Genomic DNA, 25,547 nt, shown 5'->3' on the forward strand with positions numbered 1-25,547 from the left:
GGGTGGCAGTGCCGGGAAGCGCGCGGTTTTAGTTCTCCTGAAGCGGACTTGAGCTCTTGCTGTCGGCTTGATCCTGCGCCTTGAGCGGGGCGAAAGCGATTTCTTCCGTACGGCTGATGCTTCGCTTGATGGACTCCTTGTCCACGCCAAGAAGCGAGGTCAGCCACATCCCGTTTTGTATCACCACAATGTCCGCTGCCCTTGCCCTGCATTCCTCCCACGACAGTCCGGGCTGGGCGTTGGAGACCAGTGCCGCGAGTCCGTCGATGTAGCGGTCAAAGGCGGCAGCGTTGATCTGCGCGTAGTCCTCATCCGCCTGCGCGAGGGCCCACAGGTGCAGGCGCAGGGACAGATACCGGGTGGTCAGGAGATCAGCGGCGGCAACCCGCCGCAGGGCCTTGCGCAACTGTTCGTCGGCGGGCAGGGAGGGGTCTTGTGCCACCAGCAGGAGGTCGTGCTCGTCCACCCGCCGCAGGGCTGCGCGGATCAGGCTTGTCTTATCGTCGTAGTAGTAGTTCACCAGGCCCAGGGCGACGCCGGCTTCCCGCGCTACGGCACGCATGCTCACGCCGGAGATACCGTGGCGGGACAGCAGATCGAGTGCCGCTTCTAGAATGCGTGTCTGCCTGTCGATCTGTTCGCCATTGACGGTGTTTGTCCCCACCCCGCCACACTATTGCCAAACCCGTCACGAATGCACTTCCGGACCGGGCTGGTACACGCCCCGGTCCGCTGCCTACTGCGGGCCCTCGGCCGGCGTCCACCCCAGGGCGGGGCCGAGGCTGCCGGCAATGTCGGTCAGGATCTGGACGTAATCTTCATGGTCAAAGCTGAAAGGCAGGGCGAACGCCACCTCGTCGACTTCCTGGAATCCCGCGTGGGCGTACAGCTGTTCCGCGATTTCGTCACTGGTGCCGATGAGGTCCGGGGCGAAGAGCATGCCCTTGGGCCCCTGCGGCGTCCGGGTGCGCGGAGTGCGTTCATCGACGTAGCGCTGGTATTTCTCCCGCTGTGCCGGCGAGGCCGAATCCGTGGGGATCACCACCAGGCCCTGCGACACCCGGGCCGCGCCATGTCCTTGTGCCGCCTCCCGGAAGGCACGGATCTGCGATTGCTGGACGAGGGCGAAGTCCGGCTCCTGGTCCGCTTCGGGGAAGACCACGCTGCTGGAGAGCAGGTTGAACCCGTTCGCCCCGGCCCAGACTGCCGACTTCGTGCTGCCTGCCCCATACCAAAGACGGTCCCTCAGCCCGGGAGAATGCGGCTCCACCCGGTTGGAAAATTCCTCGACCACACCTTGCTTGCCGGAAAAATCCCGCACGGGTTCCCCCGCAACCAAACGGGCCAGCCGATCCATGCGGGCGTAGCTGAAGTCCTCCACTGCAGAGGAGTCCGGGTACAGCTCGTGCTTCACTGTGTCGTAGTTCATCGGTTCCCCGACGCTCAGCCCGGGATTGATCCGTCCCCCGGCGAGCAGGTCCACGGTGGCCAGGTCCTCGGCCAGGCGCAACGGGTTTTCCCACCCGAGCGGTGTCACTGCAGTGCCGAGTTCGATCCTGGTGGTGCGCTGGCTGGCTGCGGCCATCACCGCGATGGGCGAAGAGATGCCGAACTGCAGGTGGCGGTGGCGCAGCCAGGCACTGTCGAATCCGAGCTGCTCGCCAAGTTCGATGATCTCCAAGGTGGATTGGTGGCCGGGGCCGGGATCCGCCGGATCGAAGAGGCCGATCGTGAGGAAGCCAAGCTTGCGCAAGGGGCGGGCGGGGTGGGGCATGGGCTTCCTCCATGATCGGGGTGGGCTGCTCCCAGAATATGCGTCAGGCACTGGGGGCGTTGGCAACGCAGAAGAATCCCCGCCTCGCCGTCAGGGCAAGGCGGGGATCCATTCGTCGGCAGGTCCGCTTACTTCTTGGGCAGACCTGCCGGGTTCAGCTCGGACTTCTGGATAGCCTCGGATGACAGGCCCCAGCGGTCCAGGATCTTGGCGTACGTGCCGTTTTCAATCAGTTCGTTCAGCGCTGCCTGGGCGGCGACGGCCAGGCCGTTGTCCTTTTTGGTGGTGAAGGCGATCTGCGCGGTCAGCGGCCAGCCGCCGTTGAGGGTGCCCACCTGCTTGCTCTTGCCATCCAGGGCGGCTTTGTAGGCAGAACCGGCATTGGGTCCGAACGTCAGGTCCGCACGGCCGGACTGCAGGGCCAGCGTGGAGGCGGAGTCGTCGTCGTAATACTGGAACTCAACCGGCTTCAGTCCGTTCTTCTTGTTTTCCTCGTCCCAGCGCACCAGGATGGCTTCCTGGTTGGTGCCAGAGCCAACAATGACGCGCTTGCCCGCAACGTCCTTGGCCTCCTTGATCTCGCCGATGTCCGAATCGCTCTTTGCGTAGAAGCCCAGCAGGTCGTTCCGGTAGGTGGCGAAGTCGAACTTCTCCTTCCGGGCTTCGGTGACGGTCACGTTGGACAGCACGGCCTCGTACTTGGCGGATTCAATGCCCAGCGGCCAGTCAGCCCAGGCCACGGGAAGGACCTCCACCTCCAGCCCCAGTGTCGCGCCCACCGCGTAGGCGATGTCCACCTCGCTGCCGATCAGGGTCTTGTTGTCCGTGGCAAAGGTGCTGAGCGGGGCAGTGCCGCCGGTGCTCACCACGGTGAGTTTGCCGTCGGCCTTGATGGCTTCGGGGACCAGCGCTGCCGCCTCGGAGTCCACGGAGACCTTGAAGCGGTCCTGCTGCGGGGACAGGTTGAACGTCTTGCCTGCCGCTGTGGTGGAAGATCCCGACGTCGGTGCTGTCGCCGCCGTCGCGCCCGGATCGGCGCATGCTGCCAGTCCCAGCAGCGCGGTGATGGTGAGGGCCACGGCAGCAGCCGGTTTCGCCTTGAGAATGGGCATTATTCCTCCTTGGAGGGTGGTAGCGGATGCAACGGATGTGCTCGTTGCAGCAACTATCCGGCAGCGCGAGCAACCGAATCAAAGGCGCTGAAACCCGGAGATACGCGGAGTAACCGCAGGTCACCGGAGGACCGCGGCGGTCACATTACGGAGCGAGTACCAACGGCTAAACCAAGTAGCGCGGTTCGAGTACCGCTTAAGAAAACGAGTACTCAAGGAGCAAAGACAGGTGGGGGATTACGCGTGTGCCGCACCCTCGCCAGCCCATACGTTGAAGTACGTTGCGCCCACGGTGGGGCACTTGGTCTTGAGGAGAAACACATGATGAATTCGCCAGGTGGGAAAGCTTTAGCTGAGGGGAAGGGCCTGGTGAGGCGAACCGGTACCAGGGCGGCAGCGGCAGTTGCGGCGGGAACACTGGTGCTGGCAGGCGGCGGGGTGGCCTTTGCTGACGACATCTTCAACGACCTGGACGCCACCATCGACGCCACGGCAGAGGTCTTGCCGCTCAATGTCGGAGGTGCCAACGGCAGCACTACGTTGGCCGTGTCTCCTACGAAAGATGATGGCAAAAACGGCTGTAACCTGACGGGCTCGACCACGCTCACGCTGAACCTCACCTCCAGTAACGCGTCCGTGGCCACAGTGTCCCCGTCCAGCGTTACCTTCACGTCCTGCGGTGACGCGAAGGTGCTGACCATCACGCCTGTGGGCGCAGGATCCGCAAATGTGACCGCCAGCCAGGCGGGCAATAACACCGGCGGCACTTTCAATCTCGCATCCGCAGCCTTCACGGTGAACGTGGCCGCGCCAGCGCCTTCCAACACTGCGCCGATCCTCAACATCTCTGGAGCAACGAACGGTGCGTCCTACACCAAGGGTGACGTCCCCGCTGCCGTCTGCAACGTCACGGATAAGGAGGACGGCAACAAATCCTTCCCGGCAACCTTGAGTGCCATCTCGGGCAACGACGCCGCCACCGGGATCGGTATCCAGGAAGCCAGTTGCAGCTACACCGACAAAGGCGGCCTCACCGCGGCCAGTTCCATCACCTACGGAATCACCGATGGCTCGGCGCCGGTCATCTCATACACCTTGTCACCCACCACCCCTGACGGCTCTGGCGGCTGGTACAAGAGCGCTGTCGCGCTGGACTGGACGGTAACAGAAGGCGATTCTTCGAGCACGTTGGAGATGACGGGCTGCAAGGACCAGAACATCACTGAAGACCAGATGGCAGCCGACTTCACCTGCTCCGCCACCAGTGCCGGCGGAACCGCAGCAACCCAAACGGTCAACCTCAAGAAGGACGGCACCGCGCCAACCGTTGGTTACACGGACGCCACGGGAACTGCCGGGACGAACGGCTGGTACACCTCTGACATCCTTGCCACCTTCACCGGAACTGACACCACTTCGGGACTGCTTACCTCAACCCAGCAAGTGGCCTCTTCCGGTGAGGGTGCCGCAGTGCAAGTGACCAGCCCCGCGTTCACCGACATCGCCGGCAACACCACCCCTGCTGGCGCGGCTTCGGAAACCTTCAAGATCGACAAGAATGCGCCTGACGTCAGCTACACCAATGAAACGGGGACCCTCGGCACTAACGGCTGGTACACCTCGGACGTCCAGGCCAACTTCACGGCAACGGACCTCATTTCCGGACCCCTCAGCGCATCGCAGGCAGTGACCTCCTCCGGTGAAGGCGAATCGGTGACCATCCAGAGCCCTGCCTTCACTGACATCGCGGGCAACACCCGGGCCGCTGGCGCGGTGTCCCGGTCCTACAAAATCGACAAGACAGCACCGGACGTAAGCTACGGCGAGGTCGCAAGCGGCACCCTGGGGACCAACGACTGGTACGTGTCCGACGTCGAGGCCCGCTTCACCGCAACGGATGCCACATCCGGACTGCCTGTTTCGTCGCAGACAGTGTTCTCCACCGGCGAGGGGCCGGAGGTGAAGGTAGCGAGCCCGGCATTCGTCGACAACGCCGGAAACACCACGGCCGCCGGTGCCACTGCCAAGTCGTTCAAGATCGACAAGACGGCGCCGAAGGTCTCCTACAGCGGCGCCACAACGTCGCCGAACAGCAACGGTTGGTACAAGACCGACGTGGTCGCGACCTTTACGGGAACCGACGACCTCTCCGGCCCCACGTCCGCCATGCAGACCAGGACCACCACGGGCGAGGGCGCTGCGGTGTCAGTAGACAGCCCGGCGTTCACGGACGGCGCAGGTAACACCACTCCTGAAGGAGCAACGTCGGCCACCTTCAGCATCGATAAGTCGGCACCTTCGGTCTCCTTCACCTCCAATCTCGGTGACAGCTACTTCGGCGCCACCCCCGCAGCCCCCGGCTGCAAGGCATCGGACGACGGGGGCTCAGGACTCGATGGAAGCTGCACCGTCTCGGGCTACGGCCCGGAAGTTGGCAAGCACTTCCTGACCGCAACAGCCGTTGACCGCGCCGGCAACAGCACTACCGTGTCCCAGTCCTACGAGGTCAAGGCATGGACGCTCAAGGGCTTCTATCAGCCGATCGATATGAACGGAGTCCTGAACACCGTCAAGTCCGGCAGCACGGTTCCGGCCAAGTTCGAGGTCTTCGCAGGCACCACCGAACTCACTGACCCCAACCTGGTGCAGTTCAGTGCAGCAAAAATCCAGTGCTTGTCTGGCACTGCTGAGGACGCCGTCGAGGTTGTTGCCACCGGAAACACCGTCCTCCGCTACGACGCCATCGCCGGCCAGTTCGTCTACAACTGGAAGACGCCCACGGGTGCCGGCAACTGCTACAAGCTGACGATGACGGGGAAGGACGGTTCATCCATCAGCGCTAACTTCAAGCTGAAGTAGCGGTAGCTTCTGCAGCGCCCAACGAGGTGCGCAGCAAGGATGCGGCCCGGTCAACCAGACCGGGCCACATCCTTTTGCCGGCCGACGTGGCTCAGCATCACGTCTTAGTGACTTCCTGGGCCACGTCCTCGCCGGGACGGGCTTTGGCTGGACCCTCCCGCTACTCGCCGGCGGCCTCGAGCTCGGCGTACGTCTCGTCGTCGAGCGTGACGCCCGCAGCGGCCATGTTCTCCTCGAGGTGCTGCACCGAACCGGTGCCGGGGATGGGCATCATCACGGGCGAGCGGCGCAGCAGCCATGCCAGCGCAACCTGGGAAGTGGTGGCGCCGAGGCGCTTGGCCGCCTCGTCCAGCGGCCCGCCCGGCTGCGCCAGCTCGCCGGCCGAAATGGGCGCCCACGGGATGAAGCCAATCCCGTTCTCCTCTGAATACCGCAGCACGTCCTCCGAGCTCCGGTCCGTCAGGTTGTAGCGGTTCTGGACAGTGGAAACGGTAAAGTGCTTGCCGGCCGCTTCCAGTTCCGCCACGCTCACCTGCGACAGTCCCAGGGCCCGGACCTTGCCCTCGTCCTGCAGCTCGCGGAGCACACCAAACTGCTCTTCAGCATCCACCTTGGGATCAATCCGGTGCAGCTGCAGCAGGTCCAGGCTGTCCACCTTCAGCTTCCGCAGGCTCAGTTCCGTCTGCTGGCGCAGGTATTCCGGCCGGCCAACCGGAATCCACTTGCCGGGCCCGGTCCGCGTGAAGCCCACCTTTGTGGCAATCTTCAGCCCGTCCTTGTACGGGTACAGCGCTTCGGCAAGGATCTCCTCGCTGATGTTCGGGCCGTAGGAATCTGCGGTATCAATGAAATCAACGCCGAACTCGACGGCGCGGCGCACCACGTCCACGGCGGCCTGGCGGTCGGCGGGCTCACCCCAGACGCCGTCGCCCACGATGCGCATGGCACCAAAACCGAGCCGGTGCACGGTTCCAAGGTCCTTCAGGTCAATCGTTGCGGACAGTTCCAGCTGGTTCGTTGTCTCAAAGCTCATAGGGGCGGCAACCTCCTCAGCCTGCTGAGTATTCCGCAAGTCACAGAAATAAGCCGGCAGCCGCCGTCGTTATACAAACCGTGCCCGCCGCAACCCGGCCGGCACCTTCCTGTGTAATTTTCTGAAAGGCCGGCATTTACCGTGACTCTTCCCCTCTCCATCCTTGACCTGGCAACCATCGGCAAGGGCCAGACGGCGGCGGAAAGCTTCGCGGGCAGCGTGGCCATGGCGCAGAGCGCCGAGAAACTGGGCTACCGCCGGGTCTGGTACGCCGAGCACCACAACATGTCCTCGATTGCCTCCTCCGCGACGAGCGTGCTGATCGCCCATGTTGCCGCGCACACCGAAAGCATCCGGCTCGGCGCCGGCGGCGTGATGCTGCCCAACCACTCCCCGCTGACCATCGCCGAGCAGTTCGGCACGCTGGAAACCCTGCACCCGGGCCGGATTGACCTGGGCCTGGGACGTGCACCGGGCAGTGACCAGAACACCATGCGCGCGCTCCGGCGGGACCCTATGTCCGCGGACAGCTTCCCGCAGGATGTCCTGGAACTGCAGGGCTACCTCACCGGTCCCACCCGCATCCAGGGCGTCGAAGCCACCCCGGGCAAGGGCACCAACGTTCCGCTGTATATCCTGGGATCGTCCCTGTTCGGCGCGCGGCTGGCCGCCCAGCTGGGCTTGCCGTACGCGTTTGCCTCCCATTTCGCCCCGAATGCGCTTCAGGATGCCGTGGCCCTCTACCGCCGCGAGTTCAAGCCCTCGGCGCAGCTGGACACGCCGCACGTCATCGCGGGCGTGAACGTGATCGCCGCGGATTCCGCCTCCGAAGCGCAGGCCATGATGCAGGCCACGAAGCGTGCCCGCGTGTCCCTGTTCTTCGGCGGCGGCCGGGAATTCACGGACGATGAAGCGGATATGATCCTCGACTCCCCGCAGGGCCAGCACGTCTCGCAGATGATGACGTATTCAGCGGTGGGCACGCCCGACGTCGTCCTGGATTACCTGGATGAATTCGGGCGGCATGCCGACGCCGACGAACTCATCGTGGCGCACCAGAGCACCGGCACCGAGGCCCGGCTCCGGTCGGTGGAACTCCTGGCCGAGGCCGCCGGGCTGGTGCGGGTCTGATTCTTAGGCCCGCCGGAGCGTCACGCGCGGCACTTTTTCACCCGGGCACGACGGCGGGTTCCCCGGTTCCGTGCGCCGGGCGTCGCCGTCGTGGTCCAAACGGCTGCCGGGCGTGGCAGCAGCGTGACCCGCAGACTTTTACACATACGCAATGAAGGAGACTTCCGGGGGAAACTGCCGGGGCTGAGTATTGGACTTGCCCCCTTGGGAATCGCTGGGATTCCCAGGCGGGGCACCAACCGGTAGTCCGCAGGCAATCCAGCGGCTGAGTTACCGGCCTGGTCCTGCCTCTAAGGGGTACACGGATGCCGACGCCCTTGAACCAAAGCGTGGCGGATTCCGCCCTGCTCACCCGCTCCCTCCCGCTGGAGATGCTCCGCGCATTCGTCCAGTCGGACGCGGCGGACAACGGGCTGACGCCCGCCCTCCTCGCCGAACTCAAGGTACTGGCGCGCGTTCCCGGCCTGCTGGTGGCCTGCAACTACGGCGGCACCCTGTGCGACGCCGAGGGCATCTCCACCGAGATCCTGCCTTTGGGCAGCGCGGCCATTGCCCTGCGCGCCCTGGCAGCCCTGCCCAACACCCATGCGGCGATCATCTCGGGGCGCTCTCTCCGTGACCTTGCGGCCGTGTCGCGCCTTCCGGTGGAGGTGCATCTCATCGGCTCGCACGGCGCGGAATCGGACATGGGCTTCGCGCACGGCCAGACCCTCGCCACAGAATCGGCCCTGCAGAAGGTCAACGCCGCGCTCAACGAGGCAGTGGGTTTCCAAAAAGGCATCTGGATTGAACGCAAACCAGTGGCCGTTTCTGTCCACACCCGGCCGGCGCCGCCGGACGTTGTGGAGTCCGTGACGGAAACAGCCAGGGAGATCGCCCGGGTCCACGGCCTGTTCTTTATCGTGGACGGTTCGGTGCTGGACCTGTCCGTTGTGGAACCGTCCAAAGCGGAGGCGCTGGAAACACTCCGGTCCCGGCTGGGAGCCAGCGCAGCCATGTTCGCCGGGGATGCCTACAGTGACGAACTCGCCATCGCCACCCTGCGGGGGCCCGACCTGGGGCTGCACGTGGGCCCGGGGGAGACCGCCGCCGCGCACCGTGTCCGCGGCCCCGAATCCTTCGCGCGGGTCCTCGCCCTCCTCTTCGAACTGCGGCGGGCCTGGCTGTTCGGCGAGGACGCCGTGGGCCTGGAACGGCACTCGATGATCGGCAACGGCTCCTCCACCGCGCTGCTGACACCGGACGCCAAGATCTGCTGGATGAGCCACCCGCTGCCGGACTCAGGGTCGCTGTTTGCGCACATCTTAGGCGGCGACGCGGCCGGCCACTTCTCGGTGGAACCGGTCAAGGCTTCCCAAGTGCTGGGGCAGCGGTACGTGGACAGCACCATGATTGTCGAAACCCGGTGGGCGGACGTCACGGTCACGGACTACCTGGAGCCTGCCCCGGACGGCATCACCAGCCTGGTCCGGGTGCTTTCCGGGCACGGAGCCGCCAGGATTGTCTTTGCTCCCCGGCCGGACTACGCCAACGCGCCGTTCAGCATGGAAGCGCGCGGCGGCGAGGTACACGTGGTGGGCACATCGGAACCGGTCATCCTCTTTGCCCCCGGTGTCACGTTCAGTATTACCTCGGACGGCCGGCACGCCACGGCCACGGCGTCCGTGAACCTGCAAGATGGACCGGTGGTGCTCAACCTGCGCTGTGGCGACACTGAACCGCAGCCCGCGGACCCCCAAGGGGAGACGGAGCGGCGGGCCGGGGTGGCCCTGCAGGCCCGGCAGTGGGTGCAGCGGCTTGCCTTGCCTTCCGTTAAGCCTTCCCTGGTGCGGCGCTCGGCCCTGGTGCTCCGCGCCCTGGTTCATGAGCCCACGGGCGCCGTCCTCGCGGCCCCCACCACCTCCCTGCCTGAGGGAATTGGCGGAACCAGGAACTGGGACTACCGGTACTGCTGGCTGCGGGACGGTTCCATGACCGTCAACGCGCTGGTGGACCTCGGTTCCACGGCGGAGGCTGCCGGATTCCTGGCCTGGCTGGGCCGGATCCTCGAACACGCGCCCGGCCCCGAATGGCTGCACCCGCTCTACTCGGTGACCGGTGCGCCGCTCTCCACCGAAGCCGTCGTCGACAGCCTCCCGGGGTATGCGGGCTCGCGCCCGGTGAGGATCGGCAATGCCGCAGACCACCAGGTCCAGCTGGACGTTTTTGGGCCGGTTGCTGAACTGATCCACACCCTCAGTGAGCGGGAGGGTGCGCTCGCGGACGGCCACTGGGAGCTGATGGTCCAGATGGCCTCGGCCGTCCTGGCCCGCTGGCATGAACCGGACCACGGTATCTGGGAGGCCCGGCGGGCGGCCCGCCACCACGTCTATTCCAAGGTGATGTGCTGGGTGACCCTGGACCGGGCTCTGCGGACGGCGGCCCGCCACGGCCGCGAGCCGGACCCGGCCTGGGCGGTGATGGCGGACACCATCCGTGAGGAGGTGCTGCACGAGGGCTGGGACGACTCGGCAAAGTCCTACACCGTGGCCTATGACAGCCCGGACCTTGATGCCGCCGTCCTGCACATCGGCCTCTCCGGCATGCTGGACGTCACGGACCAGCGCTTCCTGGACACCGTCACCGCCGTTGAGCGGGAGCTGCGGGTGGGGCCCACTGTTTTCCGGTACAGGTACGACGACGGCCTGCCGGGCCTGGAGGGCGGGTTCCACATCTGCACCACCTGGCTCATTGAAGCCTATGTAGCCGTGGGCCGTATCGACGAAGCCTGGGACCTGTTCGACCAGCTGGTGAACCTTTTCGGCCCCACCGGGCTGCTGCCGGAGGAGTACGATCCCGGTACGGAGACCCATCTGGGAAACCATCCCCAGGCCTACTCGCACCTGGGCTTCATCCGTTGCGCCAGGCTCCTGGACGAACACCAGGGCAGAAGATAGGCGGTGTCCGTCGTCGGTACCTAGAGTGGAGGTAACAGGGACCCAAAAGACTGAAACGAGACTGATGATGACCGCCCGCACCCAGGCAGTGGGGTTCCGTTCTGAACGCGGCCCCATCCTTATTGCCCTGATGCTGTCCACCGGACTGGTGGCCATTGATTCCACCATCGTGGCCACTGCCGTGCCGTCGATCGTCCGGGATGTGGGCGGATTCGAATCGTTCCCGTGGCTTTTTTCGGCATACCTGCTGGCCCAGGGCGTCTCGGTGCCCATTTACGGCAAATTGTCCGACATGGTGGGCCGCAAGCCGATCATCCTGGCGGGCATCGGGCTGTTCCTGCTGGGGTCCGTCCTCTGCGGCATTGCCTGGAGCATGCCCTCGCTGATCGCCTTCCGCGCCCTGCAGGGACTCGGCGGGGGAGCCGTGCTGCCGGTGTCCATCACTATCGCCGGGGACGTCTACTCGCTGGAGGAGCGTGCCAAGGTCCAGGGCTACCTGGCCAGCGTGTGGGCCGTCTCCTCGGTAGTGGGCCCGAGCTTGGGTGGGATTTTCTCCTCGCTGGGGATCTGGCGCGGGATCTTCCTGGTCAACGTCCCGCTGTGCCTGCTGGCCGGGTGGATGCTGTTCCGGACCCTGCACGAAGACATTGAGCGGGCCAGGCACCGGGTGGATTACGCCGGTGCGGCCCTGCTGGCGGGTTCACTCGGCCTGCTGATCCTGGGTGCCCTCCAGGGGGGCCAGGGGTGGAAGTGGGATTCCCCCCTCAGCATTGGCATCTTTGCGGTGGGTGCGGTCCTGCTGGCCGTGTTCCTGGTGGTGGAGCGGCGGGCGGCGGAGCCGGTGCTGCCATCCTGGGTGGTCTCGCGGCGGCTTCTTGGAACTACCGCGCTGGTCGCCTTTGGCGTCGGGGCTGTGATTATCGGGCTGACCTCCTACGTGCCCACGTTTCTGGAAGGGGCACTGCACACATCACCCCTCGTTGCGGGACTCGCGCTTGCAGCACTGACCGTCGGCTGGCCCATCAGTGCCTCGCAGGCGGGGCGGTTTTACCTGCGGATCGGGTTCAAGGCCACCGCGTTGATCGGGATCAGCATCACCGTGACGGGCTTGTTGGCCCTTACGCTCACGTCCACCACGCCCAACGTAGTACTGGTGGCCGCCAGCTGCTTTGTGGTGGGACTAGGCCTGGGGCTGGTGGCCACTCCCACCCTGATTTCCGCCCAGTCCAGCGTTTCCTGGAATGAGCGCGGCGTGGTCACCAGCACCAACCTGTTCGCCAGGTCTATTGGAAGCGCACTGGGTGTGGCCGTGTTCGGCGCGGTGGCGAACGCGGTTTATTCGAACTCAACGGGCGACGGCGACGTCCCCGCGGTGGTGGCCGCTTCCGGCGCAGTCTTCCTGGCGGCGCTGGTGGGCGGCATCCTTACCGTGGCGGCGGTCCTGGCAATGCCGGCAGTGAAAGCGGACGCCGCGGACGCCGGGGAGCGGGATTCGGACCCTGAAAAAAGCCGGAGCGTTGCTGATACATAGCTGCCGCTTGTACCTAGCGGGAAGCGCGGAAGATGTCCGGCGCCGGCCGGGTGCCGGTGGCGAGGTCCGCGAGGATCCGGCCAACTACGGGCGTGAACTTGAACCCGTGCCCGGAGAACCCGGCGCCGATCACCACGGGGCCGATCCGGTCCAGGATGAAGTCCTCGTCCGGGGTGGTGGTGTAAGTGCAGCTGATGGCCTCGAACGAATCCGGGTCCACCCCTGGAAGCCACGTCCCCGCATAATCCTGCAGGGCCGCGAGCTGCACCGGTTCCGGCTGGAAGGAACGCCGGTCCGGATCTACCAGCGGGCCCACACCGTGCCATCCCGCCTTGATCCCCTCACCCGGGGTCTGCATCCCGTACACCGGGGAGTACCAGTTTTTGTATTCCGGACTGGTGCCCGGCATGTGGTTGAACCCGGGCCAGACGGCGCCGGCATCAGCCACCCGGAAGTGCGCCGGCTGCTCCTGGGTGACCCGCAGCTTCGGGATCCGGAGTCCTGCGCCGGCTGTGCCGAGAAGTTTCTCCGTCCAGCCGCCGGCGGTGACCACCACCTGGGCGGCGGTGACCACCTCGGTACCGGCCTCGGACTCCAAAGCCAGCCGGACGCCGTCGTCCATCACCTTGAACTCCACCACTTTGGTGTGGTGACGGATCTCGGCGCCACGGGCCGCGGCGAGACGCTGGAAGACGGGGAGCGCCGCTTCGGGGTTGAGCTGCCCGCCGTCGGGCATAAAGAGGGCCTGCTGGTCGAAGCGGATGCCGCGCCAGCGCTCGCCTGCCTCCGAGGGGGACAGGAACTCGGCCCGGATGCCAGCCTCATTCAACGCAGAGGCCACGTCCGGAAGCCGCGGGTCCGGGCCGTGGTTGACGATTCCCGTGCGGGCCAGCAGCGTCTCGCCGCTGTCCTGCTCCAACTCGTCCCACAGGGCCAGCCCCTCGGCCAGCATGGCTACATATTCGGGACGGTGATAGCCCGGGTTCAGGTTGCGGGTGGTGCCGTGAGAGGCGCCGATCTTGTGCCCGGGTCCGAACTGCTCCACGAGCGTCACCTGCCGGCCGCGGCGGGACAGCGCCCAGGCGGCGGCCGATCCCATGGCCCCGCCGCCGATCACCAGGGTATCCAGCATCTTGTCCATCAAACTCCCATCACGTCAGCAGCAGCGCTACGCCAATCATCGCCGGAACGGCCACAACGGTTGTAATCAGCACGGTGTCCTTGGCCACGGTGAGGCCGGTCTTGTAGCGGCTCGCGGCCACAAAGACGTTCTGGGCGGTGGGCAGCGCGGACGTGACCACCACGGCGAACAGGGCATGCCCTTCCATGCCCAGCGCAAAACGGGCAAAGAGATACGCCAGCCCCGGCTGGACGGCCAGTTTGAAACCACTCGCCAGCAGGGTGTCCAGGCGCCGGCCCGCGGCGGCCTGCAGCGGGCGCGTGCCGTTCAGGCTCATGCCGAAGGCGATCAGCATGGCCGGAATGGCTGCACCGCCGATCAGGTGGATGGGCTCCAATACCAGGGGCGGGACCTTCCAGCCGGTGCCGGCCACCACCAGGCCCAGCGCGGAGCCTACAATCATGGGGTTACGCAGGATCATCACCACAAAACTCAGGGGCGTGGTGCGGTGTGCGCTGGTGCTGGAGTCGAGGATCATCAGGAACATTGGCGTGAAGAAGGCCAGCTGGAAGATCAGCAGCGGCGCCACATAGCTGGCATCGCCCAGAACATATACCGCGATGGGAATACCCAGGTTCGCTGAGTTGGCGAGCGAGGCAGCCATGGAACTCATCAGGGACTCAGGCAAGGAGCGCTTAAGCCAAAACTTGGCAATGCTGAAGAAGACGGCTGCCGTGGCCATGGCGGCAACCGCTGTTACTAACAGGGGTGCGGCGAAGACTTCGGCGAGGCGGGCCTTGCTCAGCGTTTCGAAGAGCAGCGCCGGGCTGGCCACAAAGAAGGTGAGGGAGCTGAGGACCTGGCGGGCGTTCTCACCCAGGATTTTCCGCCGGCCCACGAACCAGCCCACCAGGATGATGCACCAGACCACAAAGAAGCCGGCCAGTACACCTAGCAAGGGATCACCGGTGGCTTATCCCGCAGGGCGCGGCGGAAGTGGGTACCGGGACACACGGCCCCGGTTAGGCGGTGGCGTTGTTAAGCGCGAAAGGGGGGCGCATCATCCCGGGAGTGAGGCCCTCGGCCGGGTCATTGCCGAGCTGGATGATCCGGTTGTTTTCGTCCACATGGACCACCCGCGGTTCGTAGGCCTTGGCCTCTTCGGTGGTCATCTGGGCGTAGGTAATCAGGATGACGAGGTCGTTCTCGTGCATGAGGTGCGCCGCCGCACCGTTGATGCCGATGACACCGGAACCCCGCTCGCCCGCGATGGTATAGGTCTCTAGCCGTGCGCCATTGGTGATGTCCACAATGGACACGAGCTCGCCGGGCAGGATGTCGGCGGCCTCGAGCAGGTCCAGGTCCACGGTGACGGAACCGACGTAGTGCAGGTCGGCGTGCGTGACGGTGGCCCGGTGGATTTTGGACTTGAACATTGTTCGATTCATAACGGCATCAGTCTAGCGCCGGGGGCGCCACGGCGCAGTGACGCAGGGAACAGTGACGCTTAGCCGCTTGGAAGGACGCGTACGACGGCGGCGGTCACGCGCCGTCGTTCCTTGCCAGCGCCGCGGCTGCTGCAGCGAGCGTCTCCCGCGCGGCCAGGATGGCCGGCCTCTGGGCGCTGGAGCGGCGGACGGACGTAAAGACGGTGCGGTGCGGTTTGCCCGGAAGCTCCAGCAGCTGGGCTGTGGTGCCACGGCCGGTCCACACCAGGTCCGGCATCAGGGCCACCGCGTTGCCGGACTCGATCAGGCGGGCCTGGGCCTGCAGGTCCGCCGTTTCGAAGCGTACGTCAGGCTCGAACCCGGCGCTCCGGCAGGCCTGCTCGGCCCAATGGCGGGACGCGGCACCCCTCGGTTCCATGACCCAGGCGAGCTCCGCGGTGTCCTCCAGCGAACGGATGGAGGGGCCGCCGTCGGACGCCGGGGGAACAGCCAGTCGGATGGCATCGGTGGTCAGCTTGACGCGGTCCAGTTGCGGATAGCGCGGGGCGGCATGGCCCGGATACTGCTCGGCAATAACCAGATCGAAGTCGCGCGCCCAGGTTTCGTGCAGCGCCGTTTCGGGCTCGCGCTGGATCATTTCGATCCTGACCTCGGGATAGGCCTTGGCCATCCTCGTCAGGGTGTCCGGCATCAGGGCCAGGGCCGCAGACTGGAAAACGGCGATCCGGACTGTCCCCGTGACGGTGGTGAGGGAAGCGGCGAGGTCCGCCTCGGCCTGCTCCATGGTTTCGAGCAGGTTCGCGGTATGCGCCACCAGTACTTCTGCCTGCGGCGTGAGCTGGACCCGCCTCCCCGTTTTGCGAAGCAGTTCCACGCCCACTTCTTTCTCGAGCAGGGCCAGCTGCTGCGATACGGACGACGGGCTGTACTGCAGCGCCTCGGCCACCTCCGCCAGCGTCCCCCGGATGCTTAATTCCCGGAGCAGGCGGAGCCGGCGGACGTCAAGCATGAGGGAATCCTTACCGGAACTAATGAATATAGGTTAGAAGTAGTCACTTTATCTAACGCAAGCACCCTTGCATACTGTTGGGACCGAGTTACCCCCGTCACAAGCGATTCTTCGCGCGCCGTGACGGGGAAGCACCCAAGCAGGAGTTCCTGATGAGCAGTAGAGACATGACCCAGTCGATCATGCGGCGCAAACCGATCGATGACATCGAGGAAGAAAACAAACACAGTGGCCTCTTCAAGTCACTCGGGCTGTGGCAGCTGACGGCAATCGGCGTCGGCGGCATCATCGGCGTCGGCATCTTCTCCCTTGCCGGACTGGTGGCAGCAGGCAGCGAAGGAACACCCGGGGTGGGGCCCGCGGTGCTGATTTCCTTCCTGATCGCAGGCCTCGCCTCTGCCGCGGCCGCGCTTTCCTACGCAGAGTTCGCCGGCATGATTCCCCGCGCCGGCTCTGCTTATACGTACGGATACGTTGCGCTGGGCGAGGTGATCGGCTGGTTCATCGGCTGGGACCTGCTGCTCGAATACATTGCCATCGTGGCTGTGGTGGCCATCGGCATCTCCGGCTACTTTGATGCATTCTTGTCAGGCATCGGTATCCACATGCCGGTTTGGATGACGTCCACTCCCGATGAAGGCAAGGGCGGCATCGTCAACATCCCGGCCATCGCAGTCTGCTTGATCGTCACCTGGATCCTGTCCCGCGGCACCAAGGCCTTCGGCCGGTTTGAGCTGGTGGCCGTGGCCATCAAGGTGGTCCTGATCCTCTTCATCATCGGCCTGGGCATCTTCTACATCGACACCAACAACTACAACCCGTTTATGCCCAGCGGGTTTGGCCCCGTGCTGGCCGGCTCGGCAACGGTGTTCTTCGCGGTGTTCGGCTACGACGCCATGAGTACCGCGGCAGAGGAAGCGACCGACGGCAAGAAGCACATGCCCAAGGCCATCATCCTCTCCCTGATCATCGCGATGCTCCTCTATGTGGCCGCCACCCTGGTCCTCACCGGCATGCAGAACTACAAGGACATCGACCCGAAGGCCGGCTTTGCCTCAGCCTTCACCGGTGTTGGCCTGCCGATCATCGCCACCATCATCTCCGTGTTCGCCGTGCTGTCCATCCTGACCGTGATGCTGACCTTCCTCCTGGGTGTCACCCGCGTCTGGTTCTCCATGAGCCGGGACGGTCTCCTGCCGGGCTGGTTCGCCAAGACGGACCGCCACGGCACCCCGCAGCGGGTCACCTGGATTGCCGGCATTGCCTCTGCCCTGTTGGCCGGCGTTTTCCCGATCAAGGCGGTGGCCGACCTGACCAACATCGGCATCCTGGCCGCATTCGTCGTCGTCTGCCTTTCCGTGATCATCTTCCGCTACAAGCGCCCGGACGCCCCCCGCTCCTTCCGCCTGCCGCTGATGCCCCTGGTTCCGGCCTTCGGGGTCCTGGCCTCCGCGTTCCTGATGTTCCAGCTGCACTGGGAAACCTGGCTGCGGTTCATCGTTTGGCTGGTCATAGGCCTGGCCATCTACTTCTTCTACGGCAAGCGGAACTCCCTGATGAACCCCAACAGCCCGCGGCATCAGGAGATCGTGGAGATGCACCGCCCCCTCGCCTGACCCGCCTCTTCCAGTCACTGGCAGGCCGTCCCGCCCCCAATTTTGCCCTATCACTTTTGGTCCCCAAGCACCCGTTTTGGGGACCAAAAGTGATAGGGCAAGGGGGGAGGACGGCCTGCCTTTTTCGTGCTCAAGAGGTGGGCGGCGGCGCTTTTTGAATCATTGGTTTTTCTAACCTGTATTGCTTAGAAAACATCGCTTTATCTTATGTGAGTAGAAGCTCATACTGGTGAAAAGACCTCCTCCCACAGCAAAGAAGGATCGGGAAAACCATGACCCACGTTGCAATGGAACCAGCAACTTCAGCCGGTACCGCACCGCAGACCGTCGACGTTGACGTCCCCCAGGCGAAGGCCCTCGCCACCGAAGCAGTCGCCCTGGTCCGGCACTGGCTCACCGAGGCTGCCAAGGTCCCGGTGGACGCCTCCGCCCAACAGCTCGCCGGCGTTCTTAAGGACCCCAACGGCCTGGAATTCACCGTGGGCTTCGTGGACGGCGTGGTCCGCCCCGAGGACCTGAACGTGGCAGCCCGCAACCTGGCGGCCCTGGCTCCGAAGGTTCCGGCCTTCCTGCCCTGGTACATGCGCAGCGCCGTGGCACTGGGCGGGACCATGGCCCCGGTGATGCCGCAGGTTGTCATCCCCATCGCCCGCAAGGTCCTGCGCGAGATGGTGGGCCACCTGATCGTGGACGCCACCGACGCCAAGCTCGGCCCGGCCATCGCCAAGATCCGCAAGGATGGCATTAAGCTCAACGTCAACCTCCTCGGCGAGGCGGTCCTCGGCGAGCACGAGGCATCCCGCCGGCTCGAAGGCACGCACACCCTGCTGGCGCGCCCCGACGTCGATTACGTCTCCATCAAGGTCTCCTCTACGGTTGCCCCCCACTCCGCCTGGGCCTTCGACGAAGCCGTGGAACACGTCGTCGAAAAGCTCACGCCCCTCTTCCAGCGCGCCGCCTCCTTCGCCAAGAACGGCGGAAAGGCCAAGTTCATCAACCTGGACATGGAGGAATACAAGGACCTGGACATGACCATTGCGGTCTTCACCAGGATCCTGGACAAGCCAGAGTTCAAGAACCTGGAAGCCGGCATCGTGCTCCAGGCCTACCTTCCCGACGCTCTCTCCGCGATGATCCGCCTGCAGGATTGGGCTGCCGAACGCCGTGCCAACGGCGGCGCCGCCATCAAGGTCCGCGTGGTCAAAGGCGCCAACCTGCCCATGGAACAGGTGGAAGCGTCCCTGCATGACTGGCCCCTGGCCACCTGGGGCAGCAAGCAGGACTCGGACACCAGCTATAAGAGCGTCATCAACTACGCGCTGCACCCCGAGCGGATCAAGAACATCCGGATCGGCGTGGCCGGCCACAATCTGTTCGACATCGCCTTCGCCTGGCTTCTGGCCAAGCAGCGCGGCATCGCGGATACCGCACAGCAGGGCATCGAGTTCGAGATGCTGCTGGGCATGGCTCAGGGCCAGGCCGAGGCCGTCAAGAAGGACGTCGGCTCGTTGCTGCTCTACACCCCGGTGGTGCACCCGGCCGAGTTCGACGTCGCCATCGCCTACCTGATCCGCCGCCTCGAGGAAGGCGCCAGCCAGGACAACTTCATGTCGGCAGTCTTCGAGCTGAGCGAAAACGAGGTCCTGTTCGAGCGCGAGAAGCAGCGCTTCCTTGCCTCGCTGGACGCCCTGGACAATACGGTTCCGCTGCCGAACCGCCGGCAGGACCGCAACCTGCCACCGGTCTCCAGGCCGCATGAGGGCTTCGAGAACACCCCGGACACCGATCCATCCCTGCCCGCCAACCGCGACTGGGGCCGGGCCATCCTGGAGCGCGTTCCCTCGTCCACCTTGGGCAACGCCTCCGTGGCAGCGGCTTCCGTCAAGGACGAGGCCACCCTGAACACCGTCATCCAGACGGCCGTGGAGAAGGGCAAAGCCTGGGGTGCGCTGTCCGGCGCCGAACGCGCCGAGATCCTGCACCGCGCCGGCGAGGTCCTGGAGGCCCGCCGCGCCGACCTTCTCGAGGTCATGGCCAGCGAAACCGGCAAGACCATCGACCAGGGCGATCCCGAGGTCAGCGAAGCGGTGGACTTTGCCCACTACTACGCCGAGTCCGCGCGGAAGCTGGACGCGGTCGACGGCGCCACGTTCGTCCCAGCCAAGCTCACCGTTGTGACTCCGCCGTGGAACTTCCCGGTCGCAATTCCCGCAGGGTCCACCCTTGCGGCACTCGCCGCCGGCTCCGCCGTCGTGATCAAACCTGCCAAGCAGGCCGCCCGCAGCGGCGCCGTAATGGTGGAAGCGCTGTGGGAAGCCGGCGTGCCCCGTGACGTGCTCACCATGGTGCAGTTGGGCGAGCGTGAGCTCGGCAAACAGCTGATCTCGCACCCGGCCGTGGACCGCGTGATCCTTACCGGCGGCTACGAAACCGCCGAGCTGTTCCGCTCCTTCCGCGAAGACCTGCCGCTCCTTGCCGAAACCAGTGGCAAGAATGCCATCATCGTCACCCCCAGCGCGGACCTGGACCTGGCGGCCAAGGACGTTGCCTACTCCGCGTTCGGCCACGCCGGCCAGAAGTGCTCCGCGGCCTCACTGGTGATCCTGGTGGGCTCGGTGGCCAAGTCCAAGCGGTTCCACAACCAGCTGATCGACGCCGTCACCTCCCTGAAGGTGGGCTACCCGGAGGACCCCACCAGCCAGATGGGCCCGATCATCGAGCCGGCCAACGGCAAGCTCCTGAACGCACTCACCACTTTGGGCGAAGGCGAAAACTGGGCCGTTGAACCCAAGAAGTTGGATGACACTGGCCGGCTCTGGAGCCCGGGCGTGCGCTACGGCGTCAAGCGCGGTTCCTACTTCCACCTGACCGAGTTCTTCGGCCCGGTGCTCGGTGTGATGACCGCCGACACGCTCGAAGAGGCCATCGCCATCCAGAACCAGATCGAGTACGGCCTCACCGCAGGCCTGCACTCGCTCAACTCCGAGGAGCTCGGAACCTGGCTGGAGACCATCCAGGCCGGAAACCTGTACGTGAACCGCGGCATCACCGGCGCCATAGTGCAGCGCCAGCCGTTCGGCGGCTGGAAGAAGTCCGCTGTGGGCGCTGGCACCAAGGCAGGCGGACCCAACTACCTGGCCGGCCTGGGCGACTGGACCCCGGCAGTCAGCACCGCCGGCGCTCCCATCATGCACCCCGGAGTGCGCCGGATCATCAACGCCGCCAGTGCGGCGTTGGAGCCTGCCGACCTGGAGTCGGTCAAGCGGGCGCTGGCATCGGACGCGCAGGCCTGGGCTGAGGAATTCGGCACCGCCAAGGACGTGTCCGGCCTCAGCGCGGAGCGCAACATCTTCCGTTACCGGAGCCTGCCAGTCACTGTACGGCTCGCCGAAGGTGCGCCGCTGGCGCACCTGGTCCGGACTGTGGCCGCCGGCGTCCTGGCGGGGTCGGCACTGACGGTGTCCTCCGCCGTCGAACTTCCCGCGCAGCTTCGCCCGGTGCTGACCGCGCTGGACGTCGAGGTGAGCGTGGAGTCCGACGCCGAGTGGCTGGCTTCCGCGGAACGCCTCGCCTTGGCGGGCAAGCTGTCCGGGGCGCGGATTCGCCTGATCGGCGGTGACGCCGCTGCGTTGGCTAAGGCCACAGGCGGCCGTCCCGATCTTGCCGTCTACGCCCACGCGGTCACGGAGGCCGGCCGGGTCGAGCTGCTGCCGTTCCTGCATGAGCAGGCCGTCAGCATCACGGCTCACCGGTTCGGCACACCCAACCACCTCTCGGACGCGCTGATCTAGTTCCCGCTCCAAGGGCATACATAAGGTCCGGTGGTTGAGCTTGTCTGGATTTCGACAAGCTCAACCACCGGACCTCGTTAATGTGCGTCAGCCCAGGTACCAGCCGGGCGGGGTCCAGGTCACGGGAACACTGTGGGCGGAGAACTGTTCGCAATGGGTGCAGGTGTAAGCGACTTCGCCCAAAGTGGCCACGCTGCCGTCCCGCCGGTACGTCGGGGGAATATAGGACTCGAGGTAGACAAATTCATCGGTGCGGCAGGTGTCGCAGGTAGGCTTTCCCACATATCCGGTGTCCGTGGTGGCTATCCCGGAGCCGAGTGTTGAACTGCGGGTGGCCGGTGGACGCAGGGTGTTGTGCTGGCGCGCGTGGGTGGAGCTGAGATGGGTGTTCTTGGCTGTCGTCATTGGCTGCCTGTCCCGAGCACGGACCTGGCACGCAGGAACATGCTCGTGTTAGTGAACCGGCCATCTGCTTGACCCTGGGAAAATCAGCATAGGTGATGCAACCTTCCGACATCAATGGAGACCGGGTTGTCTTCCCTTGTCCGCGGCCTTAGTATCTGCGCTTCCCTTGGGGGACAAAGGGTTTCCCAGGAAGGTGTTCAGCGCCGCTATCCAAGATTCAAACGCGTCAAGATGGGCGTCGTGTGACGCTGCCGGGAGGCCTACCCGCTGCGTCTCGGGCCGGGACGCAACGAATGCGGTTTTCTCGTCCTCAGAAAACATTCCATTTTCGCCATAGACCACCAACGTCGGTGCCCTCACTGACTGCCATTCCTTCCACCGGGGCTGGATCAGTGCGTGCATGATGCCGACCATGACGTCAGGGTGGAAGCGGGGCCAATACCCGCCGGTTTTCTCTTCAAGGTCAGCGGCCCATGCTTCTGCAAGCGGCCCCGGTCCCAGGAAATCCCGGGCGGCCGGGCGACTGGAGAACGGGACAGGCCAGGAGCGGAAGAATTCCCCGAGCTGCATATTCTCCATATGGCTGCTGCCCCCAGCGCCGCTCTCGAGCAGCACGAGCCTGGAAACCAGGTCCGGCCGCTTCGCCGCAACCAGCATCGCGGTGTGGCCGCCCATGGACTGGCCAACCAATGCGACAGGAGCGGCCACCGCCATCTCAATCACGTGGACGACGTCGGCCACAAAGGCTTCGCGCGAGAGGTCGCCAGGGCTGGTGGTGCTTCGGCCATGGCCGCGCAGCTCCACCAGAATCGTCCGGAATCCGGTCAAGGCGCGGGCTGTTGCGAAGAATTCCGTGGCGCTGCCTGCCAGCCCATGCAAAATCACCACCGGCAGGCCCGGCCCACCGGTATCGAAGTAGTTGACCTGGACGCCGTTGCCCACATCGAGGAGGTGTTGCTTCCCGACGCCCTCGCCTGGTGTCATGAACTCGATGCCCTGCCGTCACGATCCGCCAGGCGGCGGAGATACGCGTACGTGCTGACGGAGGCAACAACGCCCAAGGCCGGGCCGGCCCAGAGGGCCTCCGGAGTTCCCCGGATGATGAGTGCTGCCGCACCGAAGGTCACACCCAGGAGACCCACACCGGGTGCTGCGGGCAACTGCTCCCCGCTCCCTCCGCTTTTCCGGCGCCACAGTGCCTGGGCCATGAGGAACAGGATGGCACCGGCCCCGAAAGCGAGGGGCCAGGGCCAGTCGGCAACGACCACAAATGACAACGTGGTTCCGAACGCCGCACTAAGGGCCAGTTTGTTGATCCACCCTCTTGTGCTGGTACGTACTCCCACCAGAATCCCCACGTTCTTGTGTGTAATGGCTTGCCTCGCAGATTCCAAGCCTAGGCCGGACGGTTGATGGTCCTGCCCACAATGGATTGCGTCAGTGCGTCGATGACCTCGGAGTTGGCCAGCGGGTTGCGGATCAGGGTGAAGTCAACGTCGCCCACCGCCGGCAGGTCAAAGCGGCGGGTGATGATCTTCAGGTCCTCCGGCACCAGGGATGACGGCATGACGGCCACTCCGATTCCGGCGCGGACTGCGGCAAGCACGCCGCTGATCTGGCGGGTGGTGCATGTGATGCGCCAGGTCCTGCCGTGGGACTCCAGTGCGTCGATGGCAAGTTTCCGGCTCAGGCTGGGCGAGGGGTACGCGATCAGCGGCACCGGCGCCCCGGGCTCAAGCACGGTCTGTTCCTGCCCCACCCAGGAGAAGGAATCGTGCTGCACCACGGTGCCGTCCTTGGCCCCGGCCACCCACTTCACAAACACGAGGTCCAGTTGGCCGGCGTTGAGTTTCCGGTAGAGCTGGTCGCTCTGACCGACGGTAAGTTCCAGGTTGATCTGCGGATAGACCTGCCGGAATTCGCGCAGGATCCTTGGCAGTCCGGTGATGGCCAGGTCGTCGGCAGTCCCGAAGCGCAGCCGGCCCCGCATGGCGGAGCCCGAGAAATACCGGGCAGCGGCGTCGTGGGCGGAGAGGATATTCCGGGCAAACCCGGCCATCGCATCGCCGTTATCCGTGAGGCGGACGTCCCGGGTGTCCCGGGTGACCAACACCCGCTTGGCCGCCGTTTCCAGCTTGCGGACATGCTGGCTGACGGTGGGCTGGGCCAGGCCCAGCCGTTCAGCTGCCTTAGTAAAACTGAGGGTTTCGGCCACCGCCAGGAAGGAGCGCAGCTGGGCGGGTTCAAACACTGGGGACTCCAAGGGCGTGAGTGGGGACATCGGCAGCATTGCGCTTCGCAATACGAGTTATAGGGACAATACGTCTCCATAATCCCGCTGCCCCAGCCTAGCGTTAAGGACATCCCGGACCGACCCCAATTTGAGGACACTCCTGTGGCACCCCCACCGCCGTCATCGGCAACCGTCACCCAGCCCGTCATCGACTCAGCCGCCTCCGCGCCGCCGCCGGACCACCAGACCCAGCCCCTCGCCGTCGTCCCTGAACGCCTGCCGTGGAAGCACACCTTTATCTCGCTGACGGTGCCCAACTTCAGGATCTTCGCGGTTGGGCACTTCATTGCAGTGATCGCCATCTGGATGCAGCGCATTGCCCAGGACTGGATGGTCCTGCAGCTTTCCGGATCCGTGACTGCGGTGGGCTTTACGGTGGCGCTGCAGTTCCTGCCCTCCCTCCTGCTGGGACCGTGGGGAGGCATGATCGCGGACCGGTTTGCCAAGCGGAAGATCCTCATCCTGTGCCAAAGCATGGCCGCGCTCCTGGCCGGGGCCCTCGCCATCCTTGCGCTGACGGGAGCCGTCCAGGTGTGGCACGTCTACGTTATTGCGCTGGTCCTTGGCCTGGTCACCGTGCTGGACCAGCCGGCCCGGCAGGTGTTCGTCAACGAACTGGTGGGACCCACCTACCTGCGCAATGCGATCAGCGTGAACTCCACTACCTTCCAACTGGGCGGCCTGATTGGTCCGGCCCTGGCCGGGTGGCTTCTCACCGCAGTCGGTGCAGGGTGGGCTTTCGCCGGCAATGCCGCCGCCTGCTGCTCCACGGTGGCCATGCTCCTGATCCTGCGGAAGGACCGGTTGTTTGTCAGCGCCCCGGCACCGAAGAGCAAGGGGATGCTGCGCGAAGGATTGAGCTACGCGCTCAGCAAGCCCACCATCTACTGGCCATGGCTGATGGCCGGGTTCATTGCAGTGTTCGCCATGAGCCTGCCCGTGGTCCTGGCCGCGTTTGCCGACCACGTCTTCGACGTCGGGGCCGGAGGCTACGGACTCCTGAACGCCCTCGTGGCGCTCGGAGCCCTCGCCGGAGCCGTGGCATCCACCCGGCGGCGGCACCTGCGGCTGCGTTCGGTGGTGTTCTGCGCCGGGATGTACGGCGTGATGCTCTGCCTCGCGGCCATCGCGCCGTCCATGCCTGTGTTTGGCTCCGTGATGGTGCTGTCCGGATTCTGGTGCCTGATGTTCCTGACCGGCTCCAACCAGCTGGTCCAGGTGAGCTCAAACATGCGGATCCGGGGCCGGGTCATGAGCCTTTACATCATGGTGCTGATCGGTGGCCAGGCCATTGGTGGGCCGATGCTCGGCTGGCTGTCCGAGCACGTCAGCCCGCACGCGGCACTGCTGGTGGCCGGGGGAATCCCGGCGCTAGCCGCCCTGACGGTCGCCGTGATCCTGGCCCGGAAGGGCTCGCTGCTGCTGAAGGTCAGCTTCAAGGACCGCCGCCACCCCGTGAGCATCGTCAGCAAGGCGACGGCGGCCTGAC

Annotated in this window: 19 protein-coding genes; 7 read left to right on the plus strand and 12 right to left on the minus strand. The window is 65.3% G+C overall.

The window, feature by feature from the left end; genetic code table 11:
* Positions 1-28 precede the first annotated feature (28 nt).
* The 3 genes from BMX78_RS16820 to BMX78_RS16830 form a co-directional block, all read right to left on the minus strand.
* Positions 29-664 (minus strand): TetR/AcrR family transcriptional regulator, encoded by a 636-nt coding sequence (locus tag BMX78_RS16820; RefSeq protein ID WP_091421767.1) that lies wholly within the window; start codon positions 662-664, stop codon positions 29-31.
* 72 nt (positions 665-736) lie between these two features.
* A complete protein-coding gene (locus BMX78_RS16825) occupies positions 737-1,774 on the minus strand; it encodes an LLM class flavin-dependent oxidoreductase (protein WP_091421771.1) in 1,038 nt (345 codons plus the stop codon).
* A 128-nt stretch (positions 1,775-1,902) separates the two neighbouring features.
* On the minus strand, positions 1,903-2,886 hold the full coding sequence (locus BMX78_RS16830; protein WP_091421772.1) for an ABC transporter substrate-binding protein: 984 nt from the start codon (positions 2,884-2,886) through the stop codon (positions 1,903-1,905).
* A gap of 321 nt (positions 2,887-3,207) precedes the next feature.
* Between BMX78_RS16830 and BMX78_RS16835 the strand changes: the two genes are divergently transcribed.
* A complete protein-coding gene (locus BMX78_RS16835; RefSeq protein ID WP_091421775.1) occupies positions 3,208-5,745 on the plus strand; it encodes a PxKF domain-containing protein in 2,538 nt (845 codons plus the stop codon).
* 160 nt (positions 5,746-5,905) lie between these two features.
* Here the strand turns inward: BMX78_RS16835 and BMX78_RS16840 are convergent, their stop codons facing one another.
* The gene (locus BMX78_RS16840) at positions 5,906-6,778 is read right to left on the minus strand and encodes an aldo/keto reductase (RefSeq protein ID WP_091421776.1); all 873 of its coding nucleotides are present in this window, start codon (positions 6,776-6,778) and stop codon (positions 5,906-5,908) included.
* Between the two features lie 141 nt (positions 6,779-6,919).
* Here BMX78_RS16840 and BMX78_RS16845 point away from each other — a divergent pair, with 141 nt between their 5' ends.
* The 3 genes from BMX78_RS16845 (at position 6,920) to BMX78_RS16855 (ending at position 12,376) form a co-directional block, all read left to right on the plus strand.
* Positions 6,920-7,909, plus strand: a complete 990-nt coding sequence (locus BMX78_RS16845; RefSeq protein ID WP_091421779.1) for an LLM class flavin-dependent oxidoreductase — start codon at positions 6,920-6,922, stop codon at positions 7,907-7,909.
* 305 nt (positions 7,910-8,214) lie between these two features.
* Entirely contained in the window at positions 8,215-10,845 is a 2,631-nt protein-coding gene (locus BMX78_RS16850; RefSeq protein WP_091421782.1) for a trehalase-like domain-containing protein, read from the plus strand.
* A 64-nt stretch (positions 10,846-10,909) separates the two neighbouring features.
* Positions 10,910-12,376 carry an MFS transporter gene (locus tag BMX78_RS16855; RefSeq protein ID WP_091421783.1) on the plus strand — a complete coding sequence of 489 codons (1,467 nt, stop codon included), beginning with the start codon at positions 10,910-10,912 and terminating at the stop codon, positions 12,374-12,376.
* A gap of 13 nt (positions 12,377-12,389) precedes the next feature.
* Here the strand turns inward: BMX78_RS16855 and BMX78_RS16860 are convergent, their stop codons facing one another.
* From BMX78_RS16860 to BMX78_RS16875, 4 genes are all read right to left on the minus strand, one after another.
* On the minus strand, positions 12,390-13,517 hold the full coding sequence (locus BMX78_RS16860) for an FAD-dependent oxidoreductase (RefSeq protein ID WP_091421786.1): 1,128 nt from the start codon (positions 13,515-13,517) through the stop codon (positions 12,390-12,392).
* A gap of 10 nt (positions 13,518-13,527) precedes the next feature.
* Positions 13,528-14,454: an AEC family transporter gene (locus BMX78_RS16865; protein WP_091421788.1), complete on the minus strand. Its 927-nt coding sequence runs from the start codon at positions 14,452-14,454 to the stop codon at positions 13,528-13,530.
* 64 nt (positions 14,455-14,518) lie between these two features.
* Positions 14,519-14,944, minus strand: a complete 426-nt coding sequence (gene panD / locus BMX78_RS16870) for an aspartate 1-decarboxylase (protein WP_170850853.1) — start codon at positions 14,942-14,944, stop codon at positions 14,519-14,521.
* Positions 14,945-15,038: 94 nt separating this feature from the next.
* Entirely contained in the window at positions 15,039-15,953 is a 915-nt protein-coding gene (locus BMX78_RS16875) for a LysR family transcriptional regulator (protein ID WP_091421792.1), read from the minus strand.
* Positions 15,954-16,105: 152 nt separating this feature from the next.
* Between BMX78_RS16875 and BMX78_RS16880 the strand changes: the two genes are divergently transcribed.
* Both BMX78_RS16880 and BMX78_RS16885 read left to right on the plus strand, forming a co-directional pair.
* Entirely contained in the window at positions 16,106-17,569 is a 1,464-nt protein-coding gene (locus tag BMX78_RS16880) for an amino acid permease (protein ID WP_091421794.1), read from the plus strand.
* 272 nt (positions 17,570-17,841) lie between these two features.
* Entirely contained in the window at positions 17,842-21,360 is a 3,519-nt protein-coding gene (locus BMX78_RS16885) for a bifunctional proline dehydrogenase/L-glutamate gamma-semialdehyde dehydrogenase (RefSeq protein WP_091421798.1), read from the plus strand.
* Between the two features lie 87 nt (positions 21,361-21,447).
* Here the strand turns inward: BMX78_RS16885 and BMX78_RS16890 are convergent, their stop codons facing one another.
* The 4 genes from BMX78_RS16890 to BMX78_RS16905 all read right to left on the minus strand — a co-directional run bounded on the left by BMX78_RS16890 (position 21,448) and on the right by BMX78_RS16905 (position 24,016).
* Positions 21,448-21,765: a hypothetical protein gene (locus BMX78_RS16890; RefSeq protein WP_091421801.1), complete on the minus strand. Its 318-nt coding sequence runs from the start codon at positions 21,763-21,765 to the stop codon at positions 21,448-21,450.
* A gap of 111 nt (positions 21,766-21,876) precedes the next feature.
* Positions 21,877-22,749 (minus strand): alpha/beta fold hydrolase, encoded by an 873-nt coding sequence (locus BMX78_RS16895; RefSeq protein ID WP_091421804.1) that lies wholly within the window; start codon positions 22,747-22,749, stop codon positions 21,877-21,879.
* Positions 22,746-23,123, minus strand: coding sequence for a hypothetical protein (locus tag BMX78_RS16900; protein WP_139205005.1), 378 nt, complete (start codon positions 23,121-23,123; stop codon positions 22,746-22,748). Before BMX78_RS16900 ends, BMX78_RS16895 begins: the two co-directional genes overlap by 4 nt.
* Positions 23,124-23,161: 38 nt before the next feature.
* Entirely contained in the window at positions 23,162-24,016 is an 855-nt protein-coding gene (locus BMX78_RS16905; RefSeq protein ID WP_091421809.1) for a LysR substrate-binding domain-containing protein, read from the minus strand.
* A 144-nt stretch (positions 24,017-24,160) separates the two neighbouring features.
* On the opposite strand from BMX78_RS16905, the gene BMX78_RS16910 reads away from it, so the two are divergent.
* The gene (locus tag BMX78_RS16910) at positions 24,161-25,546 is read left to right on the plus strand and encodes an MFS transporter (RefSeq protein WP_091421811.1); all 1,386 of its coding nucleotides are present in this window, start codon (positions 24,161-24,163) and stop codon (positions 25,544-25,546) included.
* Position 25,547: the final 1 nt, after the last annotated feature.

Origin of the sequence: Arthrobacter sp. OV608 (assembly GCA_900110595.1) — a bacterium.
Taxonomy (GTDB): domain Bacteria; phylum Actinomycetota; class Actinomycetes; order Actinomycetales; family Micrococcaceae; genus Arthrobacter.